General features: G+C 40.4%; 10 protein-coding genes. 4 read left to right on the forward strand and 6 right to left on the reverse strand.

What is annotated here, in order from left to right; translation table 11 throughout:
• Positions 1–3: 3 nt before the first annotated feature.
• From MWU84_RS06760 to MWU84_RS06770, 3 genes are all read right to left on the reverse strand, one after another.
• The gene (locus MWU84_RS06760) at positions 4–1815 is read right to left on the reverse strand and encodes an alpha-L-fucosidase (protein WP_246899815.1); all 1812 of its coding nucleotides are present in this window, start codon (positions 1813–1815) and stop codon (positions 4–6) included.
• A 59-nt stretch (positions 1816–1874) separates the two neighbouring features.
• Positions 1875–3026, reverse strand: a complete 1152-nt coding sequence (locus tag MWU84_RS06765; RefSeq protein WP_246899818.1) for a prolyl oligopeptidase family serine peptidase — start codon at positions 3024–3026, stop codon at positions 1875–1877.
• 386 nt (positions 3027–3412) lie between these two features.
• On the reverse strand, positions 3413–7579 hold the full coding sequence (locus MWU84_RS06770) for a two-component regulator propeller domain-containing protein (protein WP_246899820.1): 4167 nt from the start codon (positions 7577–7579) through the stop codon (positions 3413–3415).
• A gap of 1009 nt (positions 7580–8588) precedes the next feature.
• Between MWU84_RS06770 and MWU84_RS06775 the strand changes: the two genes are divergently transcribed.
• The gene (locus MWU84_RS06775; protein ID WP_246899822.1) at positions 8589–10064 is read left to right on the forward strand and encodes an alkaline phosphatase PhoX; all 1476 of its coding nucleotides are present in this window, start codon (positions 8589–8591) and stop codon (positions 10062–10064) included.
• 5 nt (positions 10065–10069) lie between these two features.
• Positions 10070–11917, forward strand: coding sequence for a cytochrome c peroxidase (locus MWU84_RS06780; RefSeq protein ID WP_246899824.1), 1848 nt, complete (start codon positions 10070–10072; stop codon positions 11915–11917).
• Between the two features lie 53 nt (positions 11918–11970).
• On the opposite strand, the gene MWU84_RS06785 is transcribed toward MWU84_RS06780, so the two are convergent.
• Positions 11971–12258, reverse strand: a complete 288-nt coding sequence (locus MWU84_RS06785; protein WP_246899826.1) for a hypothetical protein — start codon at positions 12256–12258, stop codon at positions 11971–11973.
• Between the two features lie 316 nt (positions 12259–12574).
• Here MWU84_RS06785 and MWU84_RS06790 point away from each other — a divergent pair, with 316 nt between their 5' ends.
• On the forward strand, positions 12575–13888 hold the full coding sequence (locus tag MWU84_RS06790; protein WP_093977712.1) for a phage integrase SAM-like domain-containing protein: 1314 nt from the start codon (positions 12575–12577) through the stop codon (positions 13886–13888).
• Positions 13889–14109: 221 nt separating this feature from the next.
• Positions 14110–15672 carry a Fic family protein gene (locus MWU84_RS06795; RefSeq protein ID WP_246899828.1) on the forward strand — a complete coding sequence of 521 codons (1563 nt, stop codon included), beginning with the start codon at positions 14110–14112 and terminating at the stop codon, positions 15670–15672.
• Positions 15673–16136: 464 nt separating this feature from the next.
• Here the strand turns inward: MWU84_RS06795 and MWU84_RS06800 are convergent, their stop codons facing one another.
• Both MWU84_RS06800 and mobC read right to left on the reverse strand, forming a co-directional pair.
• Positions 16137–18422 carry a relaxase/mobilization nuclease domain-containing protein gene (locus MWU84_RS06800; protein ID WP_246899830.1) on the reverse strand — a complete coding sequence of 762 codons (2286 nt, stop codon included), beginning with the start codon at positions 18420–18422 and terminating at the stop codon, positions 16137–16139.
• Positions 18423–18424: 2 nt separating this feature from the next.
• A complete protein-coding gene (gene mobC / locus MWU84_RS06805; RefSeq protein WP_246899833.1) occupies positions 18425–18808 on the reverse strand; it encodes a plasmid mobilization relaxosome protein MobC in 384 nt (127 codons plus the stop codon).
• Positions 18809–19138 lie beyond the last annotated feature (330 nt).

The raw sequence follows: 19138 nt of genomic DNA on the forward strand, positions 1-19138 counted from the left end.
GTTTTATTCCATACTTCCTTTTGGGGTCAATCGTATTTCTTTAAGGCTTGCACTTTTCCTATTTCCGTCTTCCAAAGTAACTGTTATGGTATGCTCTCCCGCTGTTTCAAATTTCAAAAGCCCCATTTCATAATAATTATAGACCTCTGAGGAGTTCTGCTGGTTCTGTACAAGGTTCCCTTCGTCTGAAGTAATTCTCCAAACCAAGCGGCCAGATCCCGTATAATTCAGTTCTGTTTGATAATAACCGGGCTCCTTAACCATTACCTTCCAGGTCACCTCTCCCTTGTCTGTCCAATCCTGGGCCTGTTCAATGTGTTTCCACTCCCCGAATTTTTCCATCCATCTTTTTTCGTTGATGGCTGCACCTTCCGCCGTGGCAAAATCCACTGGAAGTTCTGTAGCAAAAACAGGGTCCAAACTAAGTCTGGTGTCTACCTCAGGACTGCCCTCTACCTTAAGCTCGATTACAGAAATCAACTTTTCTGGACGTTTGGCCGGAAGGCTTAACACGGCCCAATCCCCATCCTCGGCTGTCTCCAGTGTTAAAGCTTGCCCATTTACCCAAAGCTTTGCGAAGATAATATTATTTTTTAGGCCTGGAAGCCACAATTTGCCATCCAAAGGCCATTCATAAACACAGAGGTTCAACTTGCCATCGGAGGCTATGGTGACATCTCCCCATGGCAACTTTCGGCCCCATGGCGAAGAACCGGTCTTATATACTACCTGCGGGTATTTGTTGATCCATTCCCCTGAAGCCCGTAAGGATTCCTGCGCCTCCGTTGGAATACTGCCATCCGGTGCCGGCCCAACATTCAACATATAGGTGCCTCCCCTGGCCACCGTAGAAATTATACTCTTCAATATCCGTTTGGGGCTCTTCCAATTCTGATCGTACCAGGCATAGCCCCAAGAGTCGTTGGTAACATCTACCGTTTCCCATAGCCCCCCTATATTGGCTACGGGAATATTCATATCGCCCAAGGATTTATAATCTCCCAATCCGTGGCCTGCCCTTCCTGAAATCATGGCGTCGGGTTGATGCTTACGGACCACATCTACCAATTCAGCTACATATTTCTTCTCCATATTCCCGGGAGTATCAAACCAGACCATGGCAATATCCCCATATTCTGTTACAATCTCCTTTACCTGAGGAAGACATTTTTTCCTAAAATAATAATCAAAGTCTACTTCTTTACCTTTTTCATTGACCTTGGGTCCGCCATTGCCCCCCGGAAAGGTCCAGTCCTGATTGTGGGAATAGTAAAATCCAAATCCCAGCCCTAGTTCTTTACAGGCCTTTGACAGTTCTTTCATAGGATCTCTGGCAAAGGGAGTGGCCTTTACAATATTGAAATCATTGCTTTTGGAATTGTACATGGCAAAACCGTCATGGTGCTTGCTGGTAACAACAACATATTTCATCCCGGCATCTTTTGCCAGTTGCGCAATGGCCTTGGCATCAAAATTTACCGGATTGAAATTTTTTGCCTCCGCCATATATTCATCTGCCGGAATATTGGCCCTCCTAGGATTCATGATCCACTCGCTAATGCCATAATAGGTACTGTCTTTCCATTTATTACCAATATTGGAGTAAATACCCCAATGGATGAACATGGCATAATTGCCATCATCAAATAGGGCAGTCCTTGAAGCGGGGGCATCTGCTCCCAGAGTGTTCTGTTCGCCCCACATTTCGTCCATTGACTTACCGTTTTGCTTTTCTTGTCCCAAAATAGTACCAACTTGCAATACCACTGCCGTCAATAGCAATATGAATTGCTTCTTCCCGATTTTTAAATTCATTGTTTGTTATTATTATATGTTTATTTAATTAGGTCCATTCTCTAATATATTCAAACTGGCTAATGGCTATTTTTCTTGACCATTCGCATAGGAGAACTATACATTAGCCCTTCGGAATCGATGATATTGACAAAATAGGCCTGTGTATTTTCCGGCAATTTTCCCGAAATTATTTTCTTGGAATCGGAAAAATGCATGGTGGTCTGCTCCCATGTATAATTATCCCTGCCCCAATCTGCTGTATCGGTAGTATAATAAAGAAAAGCTTCTGTTACTTTTCCATTGTAGCCATATACCAATTCGTTATTTCTCTTTAACTTCTGGAACTTAGGTATTAAGGGCCGCCTAGCCTTTTTCACAACATAATCTGCAAAGGCGTAAATTTCCTCGGGCTCCCAACCAGGGCTATGCCCGTGCTTCATATTATGTTCAACATAGAGATACTTTTCGTTTTTGGAAGTTTCAGACGTTTTTGTGAAGCTGTTCATAGTGAAATGAAAATCATTGGTACCATTCACGAACAAGGTAGGTTGCTCCTGCAGGGGGATGTACAAGGAAGGTTCCCAATTTTGAAGATAGAATTGTCGTTGTTCTTTGTTCAAATGGGTTAGGAGGCTACTATAATGTGGAGTTTCATGCAAAAATCCACAACCATATACCGGAATTGCGAAGGCATAGCGATCATCAATGCCCGTAATCACATTTGTAAGAATACCACCCCAAGAAATTCCACTGATACCGATGCTATTAACGTCCACTTCCGGAAAACTTTTTAACAAACTGGTGGCGAGCATCACGTCTGAAACGGCGTGATAAAACCATTGATCCTGCAGCTCTTTAGTAACAACATCCTCAAAAAATCCTATTCTTCGCGGACCGGAAAAACCATGATCTGGCCAGAGTTTTTCCCCATTGCTATGTTCAACTTTTTCTCCAGGAACCTGGCCTTCCAAAGCTACTGAAATAGCGATATATCCCCTATCTGTCCATTCTTTGACCCATTCCGGAAAAACGGTACCGCCACCCCCATGAACCAAAACCACAGCAGGCCTTTTTTCTCCTTGTGAAAGTCCATTGGGAACCCCATACCAACAAAACACCTTGGTCTGTTTTCCGTTGTAATCCAACCCATTAAAAAACAAGCCTTTTATATTTGAAAACTCTTGGTATGCCTCAAAATCATTGGTAAAACTAAAATCTGGTGTTTTCAACACCCCTGCTTTTACAAGTTCACCATTAACCCACCTTGGTCCGCTCGTCTCTTGAAGATTTATACTTGATTTATTTAAAGTATTTGTTTGGCCTTCTGCATTGCTGCAAATGGCCAAAAAAAATACAAGGAACAAATAATTTAAATATTGCATTATCGATCTAAAAGCTTTTGAAAACCGTGATCCAATAGATTTGGGATACGGTTCTTTATTAGGTCAAATTTAATTAGGGAAGTGGGAGAAAGCCTTCTCTTTTCGACCAATCCTTTGCTTATATCAACCAATCCACTTGAATTGGAAAGCCAGGATAATCCCATAACAAAAAGCAACCATTAAAAACTAGGTTATAGTTATAAATTATTGACGGCAATCATTTAATAGGGCCTTCAATTGGTTTTGGTAAATTCGGAAGGAGAAACCCCGTGGAGTTTCTTAAAAGCTGTGGAAAAATAGGAATTGGATTCGATACCAATTTGATACATCACCTCGGCCACATTAAAGCCTTCATTATGGCCCAAGAGTTCCGCTGCCCTTTGCAATCTAAAATTTCTTAAATAGACATTGGGGGCCTGACCGGTCAACTGTTTAAGTCGTCGGTAAAAGTGGGAGGTACTAAGTCCAATTTCTCGGGCGAGCGCTTCGACCCCAAAATTGGAATTGGTAATGTTTTTTTCCATTATGGCAATGGTATTGCTCAAAAATTCCTTGTCCCGGGTCGAAATACCGACGGCATTCTTGGGAAGCTTGCTATTCTTTGAAAAATATTCCCTTAAACGTTCTCTGGTCTCGATCAATTTTTCAATCCTTAATTCGAGGTGTCTCAAGGAAAAAGGTTTGCCTATGTACTCATCGGCACCAAATTCGAGCCCCTTGATCATATCTTCGTTCTCGTTCAATGCCGTTAAGAGTAAAACGTGGATATGGCTGAGATCTGGATCCGATTTTATTTTCTCGCACATTTCAAATCCGTCCATCCCCGGCATCATTACATCGCTAATGACCAGGTCCGGTTCTTTACTTTTTATTTTTTCCAGTCCTTCAATTCCATTGTTTGCGACTTCAATATTATATTTTTCGGACAAAGTACCCTTTAAAAAGGTCTGTACGTCCACTTCGTTTTCAACCAACAAAATTGAATACTTCTTTTTGGTACCATTATCCTTTGCCAAGGCTGTATTTCCATCAGTAATTTTGGAGGACAGGGGAATCCAATCATCCACAAAAGACTTTTGGGAAGAATCAATTTCGTCCTCCCTGTATTCCGCTAGGGATTTGGAAGGCAATACCACCGAAAAGCGGGTTTCTACACCAGGATTGCTCTTGGCAGAAATTGCGCCATCCAGTAAATTGACCAGGGATTTACAAAATGACAGGCCGATGCCACCACCACTTACCTTATCGGTCCTATTTCCCAATTGATAGAACCGTTCGAAGATATTTTCCAAATCCTCTTCTGGAATTCCCTTACCGCTGTCTACCACATCTATATATATCATTTTCTGCCCTGAGGTATAGTCGATTTTTGATTCGATACCAATAGTGCCAAAGGGAGGTGTATTCTTAAAGGAGTTGGAAAGTAGGTTAAAGATAATACGTTCGGTCTTTTCTACATCGATAATAATTTCTTCGTCAGGGGAATTAATTTTATAAGTAAAATTGATGTCCTTCTCAATAGCGTAATTTTCGAATGCCTCAATGGTAGGGTTAATAAAGGCACCTAGGGTCCCTTTCCTTAAATTTAATTTAAGTCTTCCTTGTTCCGCTTGTTGAAACGTAATCAATTGGTCTGCCAAGCTTAAAAGTCTTTTGGTATTTTTCTGGATTATAGCTAAATATTTGTTGTTTTCAGGATCTGCATTTCGGGTGAGCAAGCGCTCCAAAGGACCCGCAATCAATGTCAAGGGCGTTCTAAATTCATGGGACATATTGGTGAAATACTGAAATTTGCCCTGATTGATGGTATGCACTCGTTCCTTGTCCAGTTCTTCAAACTTTAACCGTTGTTTTAATTTCTCATGTTGCGAAAAATAGACGACTATTCCGATGCCAATTCCCACGGTGAGCAAGGTAAACAACAAATAGCTCCACCATGTCCGGTACCAAGGGGGCAATATTTTAAGGTTCAAGGACTTGGTATCCATAGTCCAGATACCGTCGCCATTGGCAGCCCTTACCTTGAATACATAACTCCTGGCGGGCAAATTGGTGTAAGTAACGGTAGTCTTGCCTTCGTTGACGGTTACCCAATCCTCATTAAAACCTTCCAATTTATAGGCTACCTTATTTTTGGAAGGTGTTGAAGTATGCTCCACGGCCAGATCAAAAGCAATAAATTGTTCTTTTTGACTTACGGCTATATCTGTAGTCTCTGAAATAGACCGCTCCAATATTACCCTGTTATTAAGTTTTTCCCCAATTCTTACACGCTCGTTGTTTACCAGGAGGTCGGTAATCAAAACCTTGGGAGGTTGATCATTAAGTTGAATATCCTCTGGCCTAAACATGGTTAGCCCATTTAAACCGCCAAAATAAAAATACCCGGACCTGCCCTTAAAAAAAGCCCCTTGCCTAAAGTTGTTCTGGGCTAGGCCATCACGCACATCAAATACATCTATAGTGTTGTCCTTTAAATGAAATCTCAATAGTCCCATATCGGAACTTAACCATAAATAGTTGTCCCCTTCCGGCAGAATACCGTAGATAGCGTCGTCCGGTAACACATCATTTTTCCGGAAGTACTCTATGTTGGAAGGTTCCCCCGAACTATCAATGGTCACTTTGTTCAGTCCTCCCCCAAAGGTCCCTACCCAGATATTCCCTGAACTATCATCATATAGGGAGAAAACATTCTCATAGCTTAATCTTATTTTGTCATTCTTGTTGTCCGAGTATTTATGAAGAATCTTAATTTCCTTACCATTATACGTTGCATGTATCAAGCCTTTTCTGGTACCGATCCAGAATGAACCATCCCTGGTCCTTAAGAAGGTATGGCCAATTTCATTTTCCAAGGAAATAGTGGCCTTAACCTTCAGTTCTGGGTCTTTATTATTGTCAAATACTGTCCATGGATTATGCACTACCGTGAGCTGGCTCCCCAATAGTAGAATGTCATTTTCCGAAATCTGGGAAATACTTCGAATTCCTTTATTGTAAATTTGAATTCCATCCTTGGTAAAGCTTAGCTTTTTAAATTGATCCTTTGAAGGGTTGTACACCACTACTGAATTGTCTGTGCCGAACCATAAATATCCTTTATCATCCTCATAAATACTGCGCACATAATCCATATCGGAAATCGGAAATCTTTTTTCCAGATTCTCAAACTGCAGCGAATTGGAAGCATTGGCATTGACGGTAGTGGTACCTCTAAAAAGTGGGGTGTTATACCCAGACAACCACAGTCTTCCATTGCTGTCTTCGAGTATAGCCGTCAATAGATTATCGGTCAAGGACTGCTTGTCATAGGGGTTGTTGGTATAACTAATAAAATGTTTCTGACTAAGGTCCAACTTATTTATACCTCCTTGGGCCGTACCCACCCACAACACATTAAAATCATCCTGAAAAAGGGCGTTTATATTTTGACTGCTTATACCAAAAGAATTTCGGGGGTCGAAAGCAAAGTGTTGAAAACTGTCCTCTTCTTCCGTATATCTGAAGAGACCGTTATCTGTTGTGCCGACCCAAACACTGCCGGAATGGTCTTCAAAAATAACGTCTACCATTATGGTAGAGCTCGTGGGATTTATGATTTTATCCTTACTAAAATTAGTGATAATATGTGCCTTATCCCCTTCCAGAGATACCTTGTACAAGCCTCTTTCAGTGCCGATCCAAAAGATATTATTCCTATTGATAAGGGTGGTAACAACCTCATTTTCCATAGCCTTAAATTGGGCCAAGGCCTTAATTTCCATATCCCCATCGGAGACCCCTGTTCCTAGGACTAAATTCCACAAGCCTTTGGAGGTAGCCAGGACCAAGGAATTTTTATCCCTAAAACTGAAATCGTTTAGGTAAGGAACTTCAGGATGTGGTTCAAGGACATTTTGGGAAACCTGGAATACGCCCTTGTGCACATCCGTAAGTTGGCAAACATATAATCTATTTTCACCGGAAAACCAGATTCTGCCATCCGGTCCGGAACCGATCCTGCTAATAATAAGCCTGCGATCAAGGGGAACCGTCAGGAATTTTTCGAGTGACGGAATATAAACGTTAAGCCCCAAGGTGGTACCGATCCATAATAATCCCTCACTATCAGTATATAATTGTTTAATATCGTTGCTAAGAATATTTCCGTTGCTATTGGATTGGGTAGTATAGGTTTTAAATTCGTAACCATCGTGCCTAATGAGCCCGTTAGGGGTGCCAAACCATAAAAATCCATACCGGTCCTGTACTATGGAATTAATGGTATTCTGGTTAAATCCCTGCTCGTTGGAAAACCTTTCAAACTTTTGGGAATATAGGGAGTATGGGGCGATAAGCGCAAAAATTGCGATTGCCCAGAAAAACAGTAAAGTAACATGCTTATAATATCTTCCCATTCCCATGCTTAAATCTTTGTAGCAGACTAGCCTACAATATCTTTTAGCAACTGATATAAGCAAATATAAATGTGTTGGGTCATTCCGCCTAATATATTCACAAGACCCGTATTTCAAATTCCAAGAAGTATTGATCCCTATTTGGCAATCAATGCCGAGTTTTAAGTCCAACTCCTTACAGTCTACCTGGATATTCCGCATTGCCCTTAATGTTTGTCTTATATAACTCAAATCGGGAATAATTGAAATTCTAATTTAAATGATTCCGATTCTTGATTCACTTCCAATTAGGAACTGACCACACCGTCAATTTAAATACAGGATTACCTATAATCCATAATTTATCGATACACAGGCATAAATTTTAACAGAAGCATTTTTTTAAGCTGCTTTTTAAAAAATGTATAGGTTTAAAAAAAGCTTGAAATATATTTTATTTCAAAGTGTCAAAAATTTTTCTTATCAAAATATTACTTGAATCTTAAAAACAATAAAGCAAATCTTATCATTTACCTATTCATCAGTTTGATCTTAAACGTCACAGTTTCTGAAATCAATAAAGTACCATCATATGATTCAGATGAAGTCGAAATTACAAATAGTGACAAACTGATCTATATATTGCTTGGGCCGTCTAGCCATACCTGAAAATCAAGTCATTTTAGATCACATTATATAATATACTTACTCCTCTCCATTTAGTTAAATTTATAATCTTCCAAGTATACAACATTACCCAATGTTAGTCCTTTCGATAATCATATGACAGAAAGTAAACTAATAGTGGTCCATTAAAACCTCCCTTGAATTTTTTTTAAATTATGCCATTTTACAATAGGCTTTCTTCTCTCTTGCTCATTGAAGGAGTTAATTAGTATAGAATCAATCTAAATAATAACACTTAGATAACATGCTTAACCTTGCTTTTTCCCAAGCACAATATTGATATAACCTTGTGTTAAAGACCCCTGGGTATCTTTAACCAAATTATTAACCTAAATAATTAATCATGAGAACATTAAAAAATGTATTACTTGGTAGCCTTTTGGTGGCATCTGCTTCCTCATGCTCTAAACTTGACGATTTTGTTGGTGGCCACGGAGGTGGTGACGACAATAAAAAGGAAGTAGCCCTTAAAAATCATTCTGATGTACCTGCCTATTTCAAATTGGATCCTGCGTTCAGTAGCGTGAAAGTTTATTCTCTATTGAGTTCTGGAGATGTACTTATGGGTTCTCCTGAGTTTGTATATGGTTCAATGGCCGATGGTGCCGGACTTATCAAAGAGGACGACGGAACCTTTACCTTAATCAATAACTTGGAGGCAGATTACTCGATTGCTCGAATCACCTTTGACGAAACCTTTAAACCAATGAAAGGGGAGTATATATTGAATGCAATTGCAACAGCCAGTACTGCTCAGTGTTCAGGAAGTTTGATTACTCCCGAGGAGCATGGTTTTGGGCCAATGTACCTGTCAGGCGGTGAATGGGGTGGGGCATCAAAAGGTGTATTCTCCACCGACCCGTATAAAAGTGTATCCAATGCAGCTGTTGCCACAATGCTGCCTGCGTTCGGACAATGGTCTACCGAAAATGCCGTTGTAATCGGAAAGGATGCCTTTCCAGGCAAAACAGTTGCCTTTATTGGCGATGACCATTCTGACGATGAAGTTCCCTCTGGTCAGTTGGGCATGTACGTTGGAAATCACGGAGATCTTAACGGGGGTAAATTATATACCTTAAAAGTAAGTGATGCTACGATTGCCTATGAAATGGATATGGAGGAAGGCGAAACTTACGAGGTTGAGTTTGTAGAGATGCAAGAAAGAACCATAGACCTATTGGATGCTGAGGCCAAGGAAAAGGGTGCGATGGGCTTCTCCAGATTAGAGGATATAGATTGGAGAAGAGGCATACCTGCCAACCAACGTGAAGTTTACATGGCCGTTACCGGAAGAAAGAAAGATGGTCTAGTTGGTAAAGGATCGCTTTATGGAAGAGTTTATAAACTTGTACTTAGTGAAAATGACCCCACTAAAGGTACTATTACCTGTGTGCTGGACGGCGATATGCTTGACGGTAAGGCAAAGGCATTCCACAGCCCTGATAACATTGTGGTAACTGAGAATTATGCTTACATTCAAGAGGATCCAAACGGATATCCTGACACCCCAGATAAGGCTCACTACGCACAACTTTATCAATATAACCTTAACAATGGTGAATTGAAGACCGTGTTGGAGTGTGATCAAGACGCTGCAGCTGCCAATGGTATCGGAACCACAGATAATAATTGGGAAATTACCGGAATGATCGATGTTTCAAAAGAACTAGGTATCGACAACACCTTTATAATGATCACCCAAAACCACGGTTGGGTACCAGCTGACGGGTCAGGTTTTACCGATCCTATGGCTAATTCTTCGGCAGATGCAACAAAAGAAGGTAGCCAATTATTCGTTCTTAAAGGATTGCCGAACTAAAGCTTATGAGATTCTTCAAAGAACAATTGAGTAACAAAGGGGTTTATGCTATCATAAGCCTCTTTGCTTTATATTATTCCTGTAAGACGGAGAACTCCAGAATTGGTGATTTAGGATCGGCTACTTCGAATATGGCATTGGAGGAGGATTATGTAGATAAGCTTGAATTGTGTGGAAAATACCTTGATAGCCTTACAAAGACGAATACCAGGGATGAGCTTGAGAAATTCTATTTGAAATCACGGGAAGTATTCAAAAGACTAGAGCCTCTTTTGGCATTTCAGGATTTGGAAAATTACAAGTTCTTTAATGCCCCGAATATTCTCAAGGTAGAAGAAGAGGATGCCACTGACATTAAGATTAGGCAACCCAGGAGTTTTCAAGTACTTGAAGAGTCAATTTTCACGGATACTTTGGATGTCGCCAGTATTCATATAACGGGAGATCTGTTAAAAAATAGGCTGGCACTTTTGGCAAAGAACACCGATTTTGGGTACTTAAGAGACCATCACTTACTGTGGATATTGCGAAACGGATTTTTAAGGGTCGCCCTTACGGGAATCACAGGGTTCGACTCTCCGGTTTTGGAGAATTCACTTTCCGAATCGGTAATGGTTTATGAAACATTGGCAGATATTTTACAAGTCAACAAATCTAAATTCGAAAAAACTGAACTTTATGAGGAATGGAGCACTGAAATCAGTACTTCCATCTCCACCCTATCCCAAGGGGATTTTAAAAATTTTGACCGATACGATTTCATTAAAGAACATACACAAAAACAATTGCGTCTTTTTAACAGAACAGTTGAAGATTGGGGAGTCTCCTTTCCTTTTTCCATGGCGATTACAAATGATGCGACATCGTTGTTTTCCGATGGCACATTCAATCAGGATTATTTTTCCGACAGGGGTTCAGCAACCATGACCGCAGAGCGGATAGGTTTGGGAAAAGAACTTTTTAATGACACTAGACTGTCCAGATCGGGAAAAATTAGTTGTGCCTCCTGCCATAATTCAGATTTAGCATTTACGGATAGGAAAAAAATATCTGACGGACAAATCCGTAATAGCCCCACCTTAACTTATTCCAGCCTACAGCAAAGCTTTTTTTACGATAGACGTGCTGGAAGCCTGGAGGGTCAAATTGTTTCTGTGGTTGAAAATGAATCCGAATTTCATTCAGACCTTGAAAATTTGACGGAAATGGTCAAGGCTAGGTCGGATTATAGCGATAAATTTCAAGAATTATACACCAAGGGAACTACTGACTACAATATTCGCAACGCAATTGCACAGTATATTCGTAGTCTCTCTTCTTTCGATTCAAAATTCGATAACAATATCAATGGTTACGAAAACTCCCTGACCCAAAGTGAAAAGAATGGTTTCAACCTGTTTATGGGGAAGGCAAAATGTGCTACCTGTCATTTCGCGCCTCTATTTAACGGCACCGTTCCCCCAAACTTTGCCGAAACTGAAATAGAGCTGCTTGGGGTACCGATGGCGAATGATACCTTAAATGCAACTATAGATGGTGACTTGGGGGCCTATAATCTCTTTGGTACCGAGCAGCGCAAGTTCTTCTTTAAGACGCCCACAATTCGTAATATAGAAAAAACGGCGCCGTATATGCATAATGGGGTCTACAACACCTTGGAAGAAGTAGTGGATTTCTACAATAGGGGCGGAGGAACCGGTATAGGAATAGATGCTGAGTATCAGACCTTGCCACCAGAACCTCTGGAACTTACCGAACAGGAACAACAAGAATTGATCGATTTTATGAAAACCTTGACCGATTTCCCAAAATCAGACAATATCGAAAAAGAAATTGCCCAATCGGCCATATAAGAGTCGATGGGCCAGTTGTTTAGGCCGGTAATAAAAGGGATATTCAACCAAGATCATTGGGATCTTGTTTTGTCAACTCTATCTTCCCTCATTTTGCGTGCAAATGAAAAAAGTATGGCCAATACCAATTCAAACCATAGTCCAAGATACATGGGATAATGGTCGATAAGCGACATAAAATTGATGACGGCCGACACAAGAAGTATGAATAGGATATATACGGAAACTAGAAAAAAGATCAGGTTCCTCCTATTGCCACCGATCCGATCGTTCAAAAAATCATTGGTGGCGTTCCGTACCCTGGCAAGTGCCCTACCGGCATTTTGGATGAATTTTTCCATTGAGATCCAATCTTCCTACCAATAAATATAATCAAAAGTGAAGAAATGGAACGGAAAATAAATGTTGTACCAATTTTTACCCAATGCCAACAAAAAAGCCCTCCCATCTGGGAAGGCTTGATTTTACTTGTGGTCCCACCTGGGCTCGAACCAGGGACCACCTGATTATGAGTCAGCCTAAACATGGTCTCTTATAACTTAATATGGCTTGAAATGCCCATTTTACGGGTATTTTTCATATCTTCAATATCACATTAAACCATCTGAAATCAAAAAAAGCACGCCGAAAGCACGCCGAAAAAAACACTCACTTTTTATGGCCACTATTAAGATAGCCCTTGATAAACGGGCAGACCACACTACCAAAGATAATAAACACCCGTTGGTTTTACGCATAGGGCACGCCGGAAAAACACGAGATATTCAATTCAATGTACACTTAAAAGAAAATCAATACAATTTTAACACTGGAAAAATAACAGGTATATTGAATGCCGTGCGCCATACCAAGCGAACCCATAAAATCTATTCGGATGTGGATTTATGGGTCCATGAAAACCAGGGCGAAATCAAGAAATGGGAAATGGATCGTTTAAAATCAGAAATTGAACAGCGCTTTTTTAATATTTCCCCATCTAGAACCATCTTAAACCATGGGGGGAAATATCTTTCTCGCTTGCGTCTGGAACAACGCTTTTCCACCGCCAGTTCTTACGAGGATGCATTAAAGTCCTTGATTAAATTTAGGAGACATTTAAAAGGAATGGCGGACACTAATATAAAAACTCTTTATGAAATCAAGGAAGACGAAATGGTGCCTCTTGATGAATTCAAGAATCTAGATATGGAAATAAAGGCCATAGACTATGGTTTTGCGAAGGACTTTAAAGCCTATTTAAGTAATCGCTATAAATCAAAAAATACGCCGGCAATATTCCTAAGAAGTTTACAGGCTATTATGAACGATGCAGGAAAGACATTTGAGGATCTAAGAGGCCATAAGCCATTATCGAACATCAAAAAGAAGAGCCATGCGAATGCTCCTGCCCCACTTGATTTGGAAGATATCCGTAAAATTAGAATGTTAGAATTAGAGCCTAAAACCCCGATTTGGGACAATCGCAATTATCTATTGTTCATGTTCAATAATATGGGAATGAATTTTTTTGATATGGCAATATTGAAACGTTTCCAGTTTGAGGATAATCGAATCAAGTATTTTCGAAAAAAAACTCATTATGAAGGGGATTATTTTAGTGTACTGCAAAGTGATGAATCATTAAAAATCATAAATCATTATTTAAACGGTCAAAAAGATAACGAATACCTATTTCCTATCATACCTGAAAATACTTCACCAGAACGCTTGCATAAAGTAAACAAAGCAAAAGCAAAAATTTTCAATGAGTATGCAGCGAGAATTGCCGCCTTGTTGGGAATAGAAAAAAAGATTACTACATACACGCTTCGGGACACCTGGACTAATATTGGTCTTGACATGGGAATAGACATCCGTAAAATATCTTCCGGACTTGGTCATTCGAGTGTTCAAGTGACCGAGAAGCACTATGGCAAAAGCGTTACGGCAAAAATACTCGATGAAATTAATGCCAAGATTACTGGAGCATAAAAAGCAATTTTATAATGACAGGTATTTGAGTCCTCTACGTCTACAATTCAATTTTGGAAAGCCAAGTAATAAACAAGTTAAAACTTAAGCATTCATCCAAAGTCCATAAATGAACCATCATCGAACAATGCCCCTGTTTTAATTCAAAAAATATAATTTGCGCCCATATTTCATCTTACGCACTCGAATTTTTTATATATTGCGCCTAAATTCTACTTTTTATGTCTTCTAGCCCTCATTTTTCAACTCATGCACCCATTTTTCAAGGAAGAAAAGTTCCTGAAGAAGGAGTCATTGTCGGATATGCTGCCATTATTCAAAAATTAGGGTTAAAAGTACCTATGCCAAATCAAATCGCATTGGTCTGCCAGCAAAACAAAAAATATCAATCCGAAGATTGGAACGTTTTACCAAAAAGTTACTTGCCGGATGACAATGCAAATCTCACAGAAATAGAAGCGCTTTACAAACACTTGGTATTTTCGTTAAAATATGAAGGCATCAATCTTTTGTTTTTTAGCTTTCTGGCCAAACACTATTACGAGGAACAACTATCAATTTTGGTAAGCATAGAACCAACCGGGCAGTACAGCAGACGTATTTGGTTCTTGCTAGAATGGATTATGCAGAAACCTTTGGCAGGAAAAGAAGATCTGACCAAGAAAAGTTATGTGCCATTATTGGATGAAAATCTGCAATACGCTATAGAAGGTATAAGGTCATCTCGGCATTTAATTATCAACAATCTACCAGGCACACCTGATTTCTGTCCTCTCATATTCAAGACTGAAAAGTTAGAGAATTACATTTCCTCTAAACTTTCAGAACGAGAAAACGAGTACTTAAAAGGAATCCGCAAAGACATTCTGCAACGTGCCGCGGCATTTCTACTATTGAAGGATTCCAAAGCATCGTTCACAATCGAAGGGGAGAGTCCTCGAAGTAAAAGGGCTGCCCGCTGGGGACAAGCCATAGGCCAAGCTGGCTATAGTGATCTTAGTAAAGAGGAATTCATCCGTCTTCAACAAATTGTAATAGAGAATCCAAGGTTTATAGATATTGGTTTTCGAAAAAAGGGAGGATTTGTGGGAGAGCATGACCGCACAACTGGGGAACCAATTCCAGATCATTTCTCTGCACGCTGGCAGGATATAGAAAAATTGATCAACGGTCTTTTGGAAACCAATCGACTGCTGTTGAGTACCAATATGGATGCGGTATTGATTGCAGCTTCGATTGCCTTTGGTTTTGTTTTTATCCACCCTTTACAGGATGGCAATGGCCGGATACACCGCTACCTTATTCATCATATCTTGGCAAAAAAACAATTTTCGCAACAAGGCATCATATTTCCAATATCCGCTTCTATTTTGGATCATATCACCGATTACAGAAAAGTACTGGAGGCCTATTCCCATCCGCTGTTGGATTTTATTGAATGGAAAGAGACACCTGACCATAATGTAGAGGTTATCAATGAAACTCTAGATTACTATCGTTACTATAATGCCACCAAACAGGCCGAGTTATTGTTTGATTGTGTGAACGACACCATAGAGAACGTTATTCCCAAGGAAGTGGTCTATTTAAGAAAGTTTGACGCCTACAAAAGGTTCTTGGAAGATGAATATGAAATGCCAGATAAGATGATAGCAATATTGGTTCGCTTTTTGGAACAAAACGAGGGCCAGCTTTCCCAAAGAGCACGGAAAAAAGAGTTTAATCAGCTAAAAGATGAAGAAATCCATCGTATTGAAAAAAAGTTCAATGAAATCTTCAAATAATTATTCGACAGTTATGTTTTGGATGTCGCTATTGACTTGTTACTGCTATAAGATGCTGTTGATCAATGATTATTCTTAAACAAATTCCTTATTGATAAAATTAAGTTGGAAACCTTTATAATATCCCTGATTGATCGATTTCCCTGCTTTAAATTCTTTCATTTTTTTACTTTACCTAAATCATCCTTAATTAACAAAATTATTGCTTTTCTTAAATACCTATATTCTTATTTAAGATTTCTGTATAAAAGCTTAAATATCCGGCTTCTTGTTTAAGCCTTTGAGGAAACATCGCCCCAACACCTAACTATCGTATCTCCAACAATTGAATTTCATTAACGTTTAGATAGATAGAACCCAATGGGACATCCAAAGTATTTTGACCACTTTATCCTCTTCCCCCTAACCACTAATAAAGCACCCATAGTGTGCAAATTCCAATAACGGAAATGTTTTTTTGAAGTCTACATCGAAAGCCCCCTGCCCTTGTACTTGGAATAATCCGTCAGCTCATCCTTAAAGCCGTTGAAAACTTCATCCTCTTTAAGACTTTTGCCTCCCAAAAGACTGCCCAGGGTATACATGCCCTGTCGCAGGAGACTGGCCCGTTTGGCAGCGATCCGTTGTTTGGAAACGGCAAACAGGGCTTCCTTCAGGCCATTTTCCATATGGTGTTCCAATATATCAATGGGGAGGTTTGGCCTTACCCCTTCCAACACGTACAAATAGGCTACTTTATTATATTGCCCTCTCTCCATCAGATACCCGGACCAGAGGTTTTTTAGATTATCTCGCCCGTTGGCTCCAATATCTTCCAAGATTTTTGTTTGACCCTCCAAGATATTGTCCAAGTTAATCGATGATTCCAGATAAGCTTGTGTTTTTGGTGCTATAGAAACTTTTACCGGGTACTTGGAATATATAGAACCGATGCATATTTTCTCTCCCCGTTTCTCAAAATAAAAGCCTTTGGCATTGAAAAACTGGATATAGTCGTTCGGGGATTTTTCAAAAGATACTTGTGTGCGCTCTGCATATTTGTAATAAGTCCTTAGGCTCAAGTTTTCAAATTTTTTCCTGTACGGCGAGGCCATGGCGCCGTAGAAGTTAGGGAATATCAACGGAAGGAATATCGCGGTCGGGCTAGGTTTGATTTCCTTTTCCGTTCTGTCGTTCAGTAATCCGTCCAATACCTTTTCGTTCTCCCCTATAAAGCCAGGGGAGGCATAAAATTCGATCTGGTCCGGTATTGTGACATCGGCCAGATCTAGCTTGACCTTATGTCGATCGGAGTTGACATAGGTCAGGTTGCCGTTGTCATATTTGGTGCCCAGGCTGCGAATAAATTCAAAAAGGACTTCCCTTTGCTTGGGTGGTTCAAACAGTTGTTTGTCGATTGCCTGTTTTATCAGTCCCGCTTTTGTTTGCAATGCCCGTTCCTCCCTTACCGATTCCGTACCATAAAGCTTGTCCTTTACAATTCCGAATTGCGCTTGTATCAGATCGCCCAGGTTTCGGTTGTCTGTATGCAGATATTTCCTGAGAAACCTGAAGCGTTCCGATTTGGCCATTTCCGTTACTATGGACTTTAGGGGCATCCTATCGATATGTTCCGAGAAAAGGGCCCTGCTCCTTGAATCTTGATAGGTGTTCCGATAGGCTTCCTTGATGCACCGCTGGAGCTCCAATTGCAGCTGACCGCTTTCCGCATACATCTGGGTATATTCACTTTCGAACAGTCCCGGGTTTTCTGGAATTCCTATATCCTTCTCCATTTCTTTGCTATTGAGGACATATCCCGATTTGTCATATATCGAGAAATCCACTGCTTTTCCCTGTCCGTCATAGTTTAGCCTACAATCCAATTTTTGATGGGATCTCAGGATATCGGGAAGGTGTTCGGGGCCGATGGTCCTGAAAAGTCCAAAAGTGGTACGCAGTTGTTTTTCCAGCCGTTTTTTGACCATGGGCAATAACTTGGATTTTTGGTTGAGCTCAAAGACCTTTTGCAGTTTTGGACCGCTCAATTGTGGGTGGACGGTATAACCGTTGATAAATCTCGACCTGTAGCCGTCCTTTACTTCGATGCCGAACGATACGCCTATCCTACCATTGTGATTTACGGTCCTTAGCTGAATGTGGTGGGGCCTCAGAAATTCGGAAAGTTCCTTAAAGCTTCGCACCTTGTACTTCTGCAAGGTGTTGTTTATAATATCTTGCATATAGAACCTTACTCCGCTGATGTCCTCGTTCTTGAATTGGGGCATTCCATATATCGGAAGTTCCTTTTCTTGCCGCATATCAGGAGATGGGGAGAGCCCGAACTGCTTTTCCAGGTATTTCTGGGTGGCCACGTTCCTTCTGAAATCGTTGTTAAGATTTATCTGCAGACAATCCTCCTTTATGGTGGTCGAAACGATATGGACATGTTCGTGCTTGGTATCACAGTGGCGTACTACAATAAAGGGCTGTTCCCCATAGCCCATATGTTCCATGTAAGCTTTGGAAAGTTCAAAAAAGTCCTTGTCGTCCAATTGTTCGCCACGGGGAAGATTGATAGTGGCATGTACATACCGTTTTTCTGAATCGTGCCGGTTGCCGAGATAGTAGAGGACCCTTCCAAAAAACTCCGTATTGGTGTCTGTATCAGAATAAGTGTTCTGGAAGCCGAGTATGGTGTTATCTGCCTTACCCAGGACATAGTTCAATACTCCCTGCACATTGTTCCGATAAAGTATCCTTGCTATCATATTTAATCCTTTGTATTGATGGTTTCTATCAGTTCGAGCATCAGTTCGTTGGCCTTTTGCATCTCCCCATCTAGGTTCGCATTTGGGCTCCGCCTGTTCTTGTAGTTGGCCACCTTGACCAGTTGATTGATGTTGGTGCCTATCTTGTTCAATTGGTAACTGAGGTTCGAAATACTATCGGGAACCCGTTTCCCCTTTATGGTTTCCCTGTTAAGGATAAGCTTTCTTAGGAAAGGGCCAACAGTTCCCCTTTTCCGAAAATCGAGGTTATAAGACTGCAGGATGGCCTTTACCTTTTCCAGTTCCCTGCCATTGAACCGAAGCGTTATGGCATGCTCCCGTTTCCTGTCTCCCAACTGTTTTCTGCCGCCTTTGTTTCCAACCATTTTTTAAATCGATTTTATCGTTTATCACTTCGTAAGAAGTAGGCGTTTTAAGATGCTTAAAACATAACTTGCTATCCGTCTACACGGATAAATATAAACAATCATATTTAAATATAACTACCTTATAGTCAATATATTAACTCATAAAATTATATCAATACATATGAGTTCAAATGGGTACAATTCATAGATTAGTCTGGTCTAATATGGTGTTGAAATAATGGATAGAAATACGGAAATGTTCAAATTTTTTGTGGGCAGGGGGAGAAAAGGGCTAGCGGCATTTCCGCCGCTTGTGCTTTTGAGAGGCTCCGAGGGTGTCGTGCAAAA

Origin of the sequence: Arenibacter sp. F20364, from assembly GCF_023015905.1 — a bacterium.
Taxonomy (GTDB): domain Bacteria; phylum Bacteroidota; class Bacteroidia; order Flavobacteriales; family Flavobacteriaceae; genus Arenibacter.

Bases quoted from the DNA above. Each gene is read 5' to 3' on its own strand.
- MWU84_RS06760 (WP_246899815.1), bottom strand. From the start codon at position 1,815: ATGAATTTAAAAATCGGGAAGAAGCAATTCATATTGCTATTGACGGCA.
- MWU84_RS06770 (WP_246899820.1), bottom strand. From the start codon at position 7,579: ATGGGAAGATATTATAAGCATGTTACTTTACTGTTTTTCTGGGCAATC.
- MWU84_RS06775 (WP_246899822.1), top strand. From the start codon at position 8,589: ATGAGAACATTAAAAAATGTATTACTTGGTAGCCTTTTGGTGGCATCT.
- MWU84_RS06780 (WP_246899824.1), top strand. From the start codon at position 10,070: ATGAGATTCTTCAAAGAACAATTGAGTAACAAAGGGGTTTATGCTATC.
- MWU84_RS06785 (WP_246899826.1), bottom strand. From the start codon at position 12,258: ATGGAAAAATTCATCCAAAATGCCGGTAGGGCACTTGCCAGGGTACGG.
- MWU84_RS06790 (WP_093977712.1), top strand. From the start codon at position 12,575: ATGGCCACTATTAAGATAGCCCTTGATAAACGGGCAGACCACACTACC.
- MWU84_RS06795 (WP_246899828.1), top strand. From the start codon at position 14,110: ATGTCTTCTAGCCCTCATTTTTCAACTCATGCACCCATTTTTCAAGGA.
- MWU84_RS06800 (WP_246899830.1), bottom strand. From the start codon at position 18,422: ATGATAGCAAGGATACTTTATCGGAACAATGTGCAGGGAGTATTGAAC.
- mobC (WP_246899833.1), bottom strand. From the start codon at position 18,808: ATGGTTGGAAACAAAGGCGGCAGAAAACAGTTGGGAGACAGGAAACGG.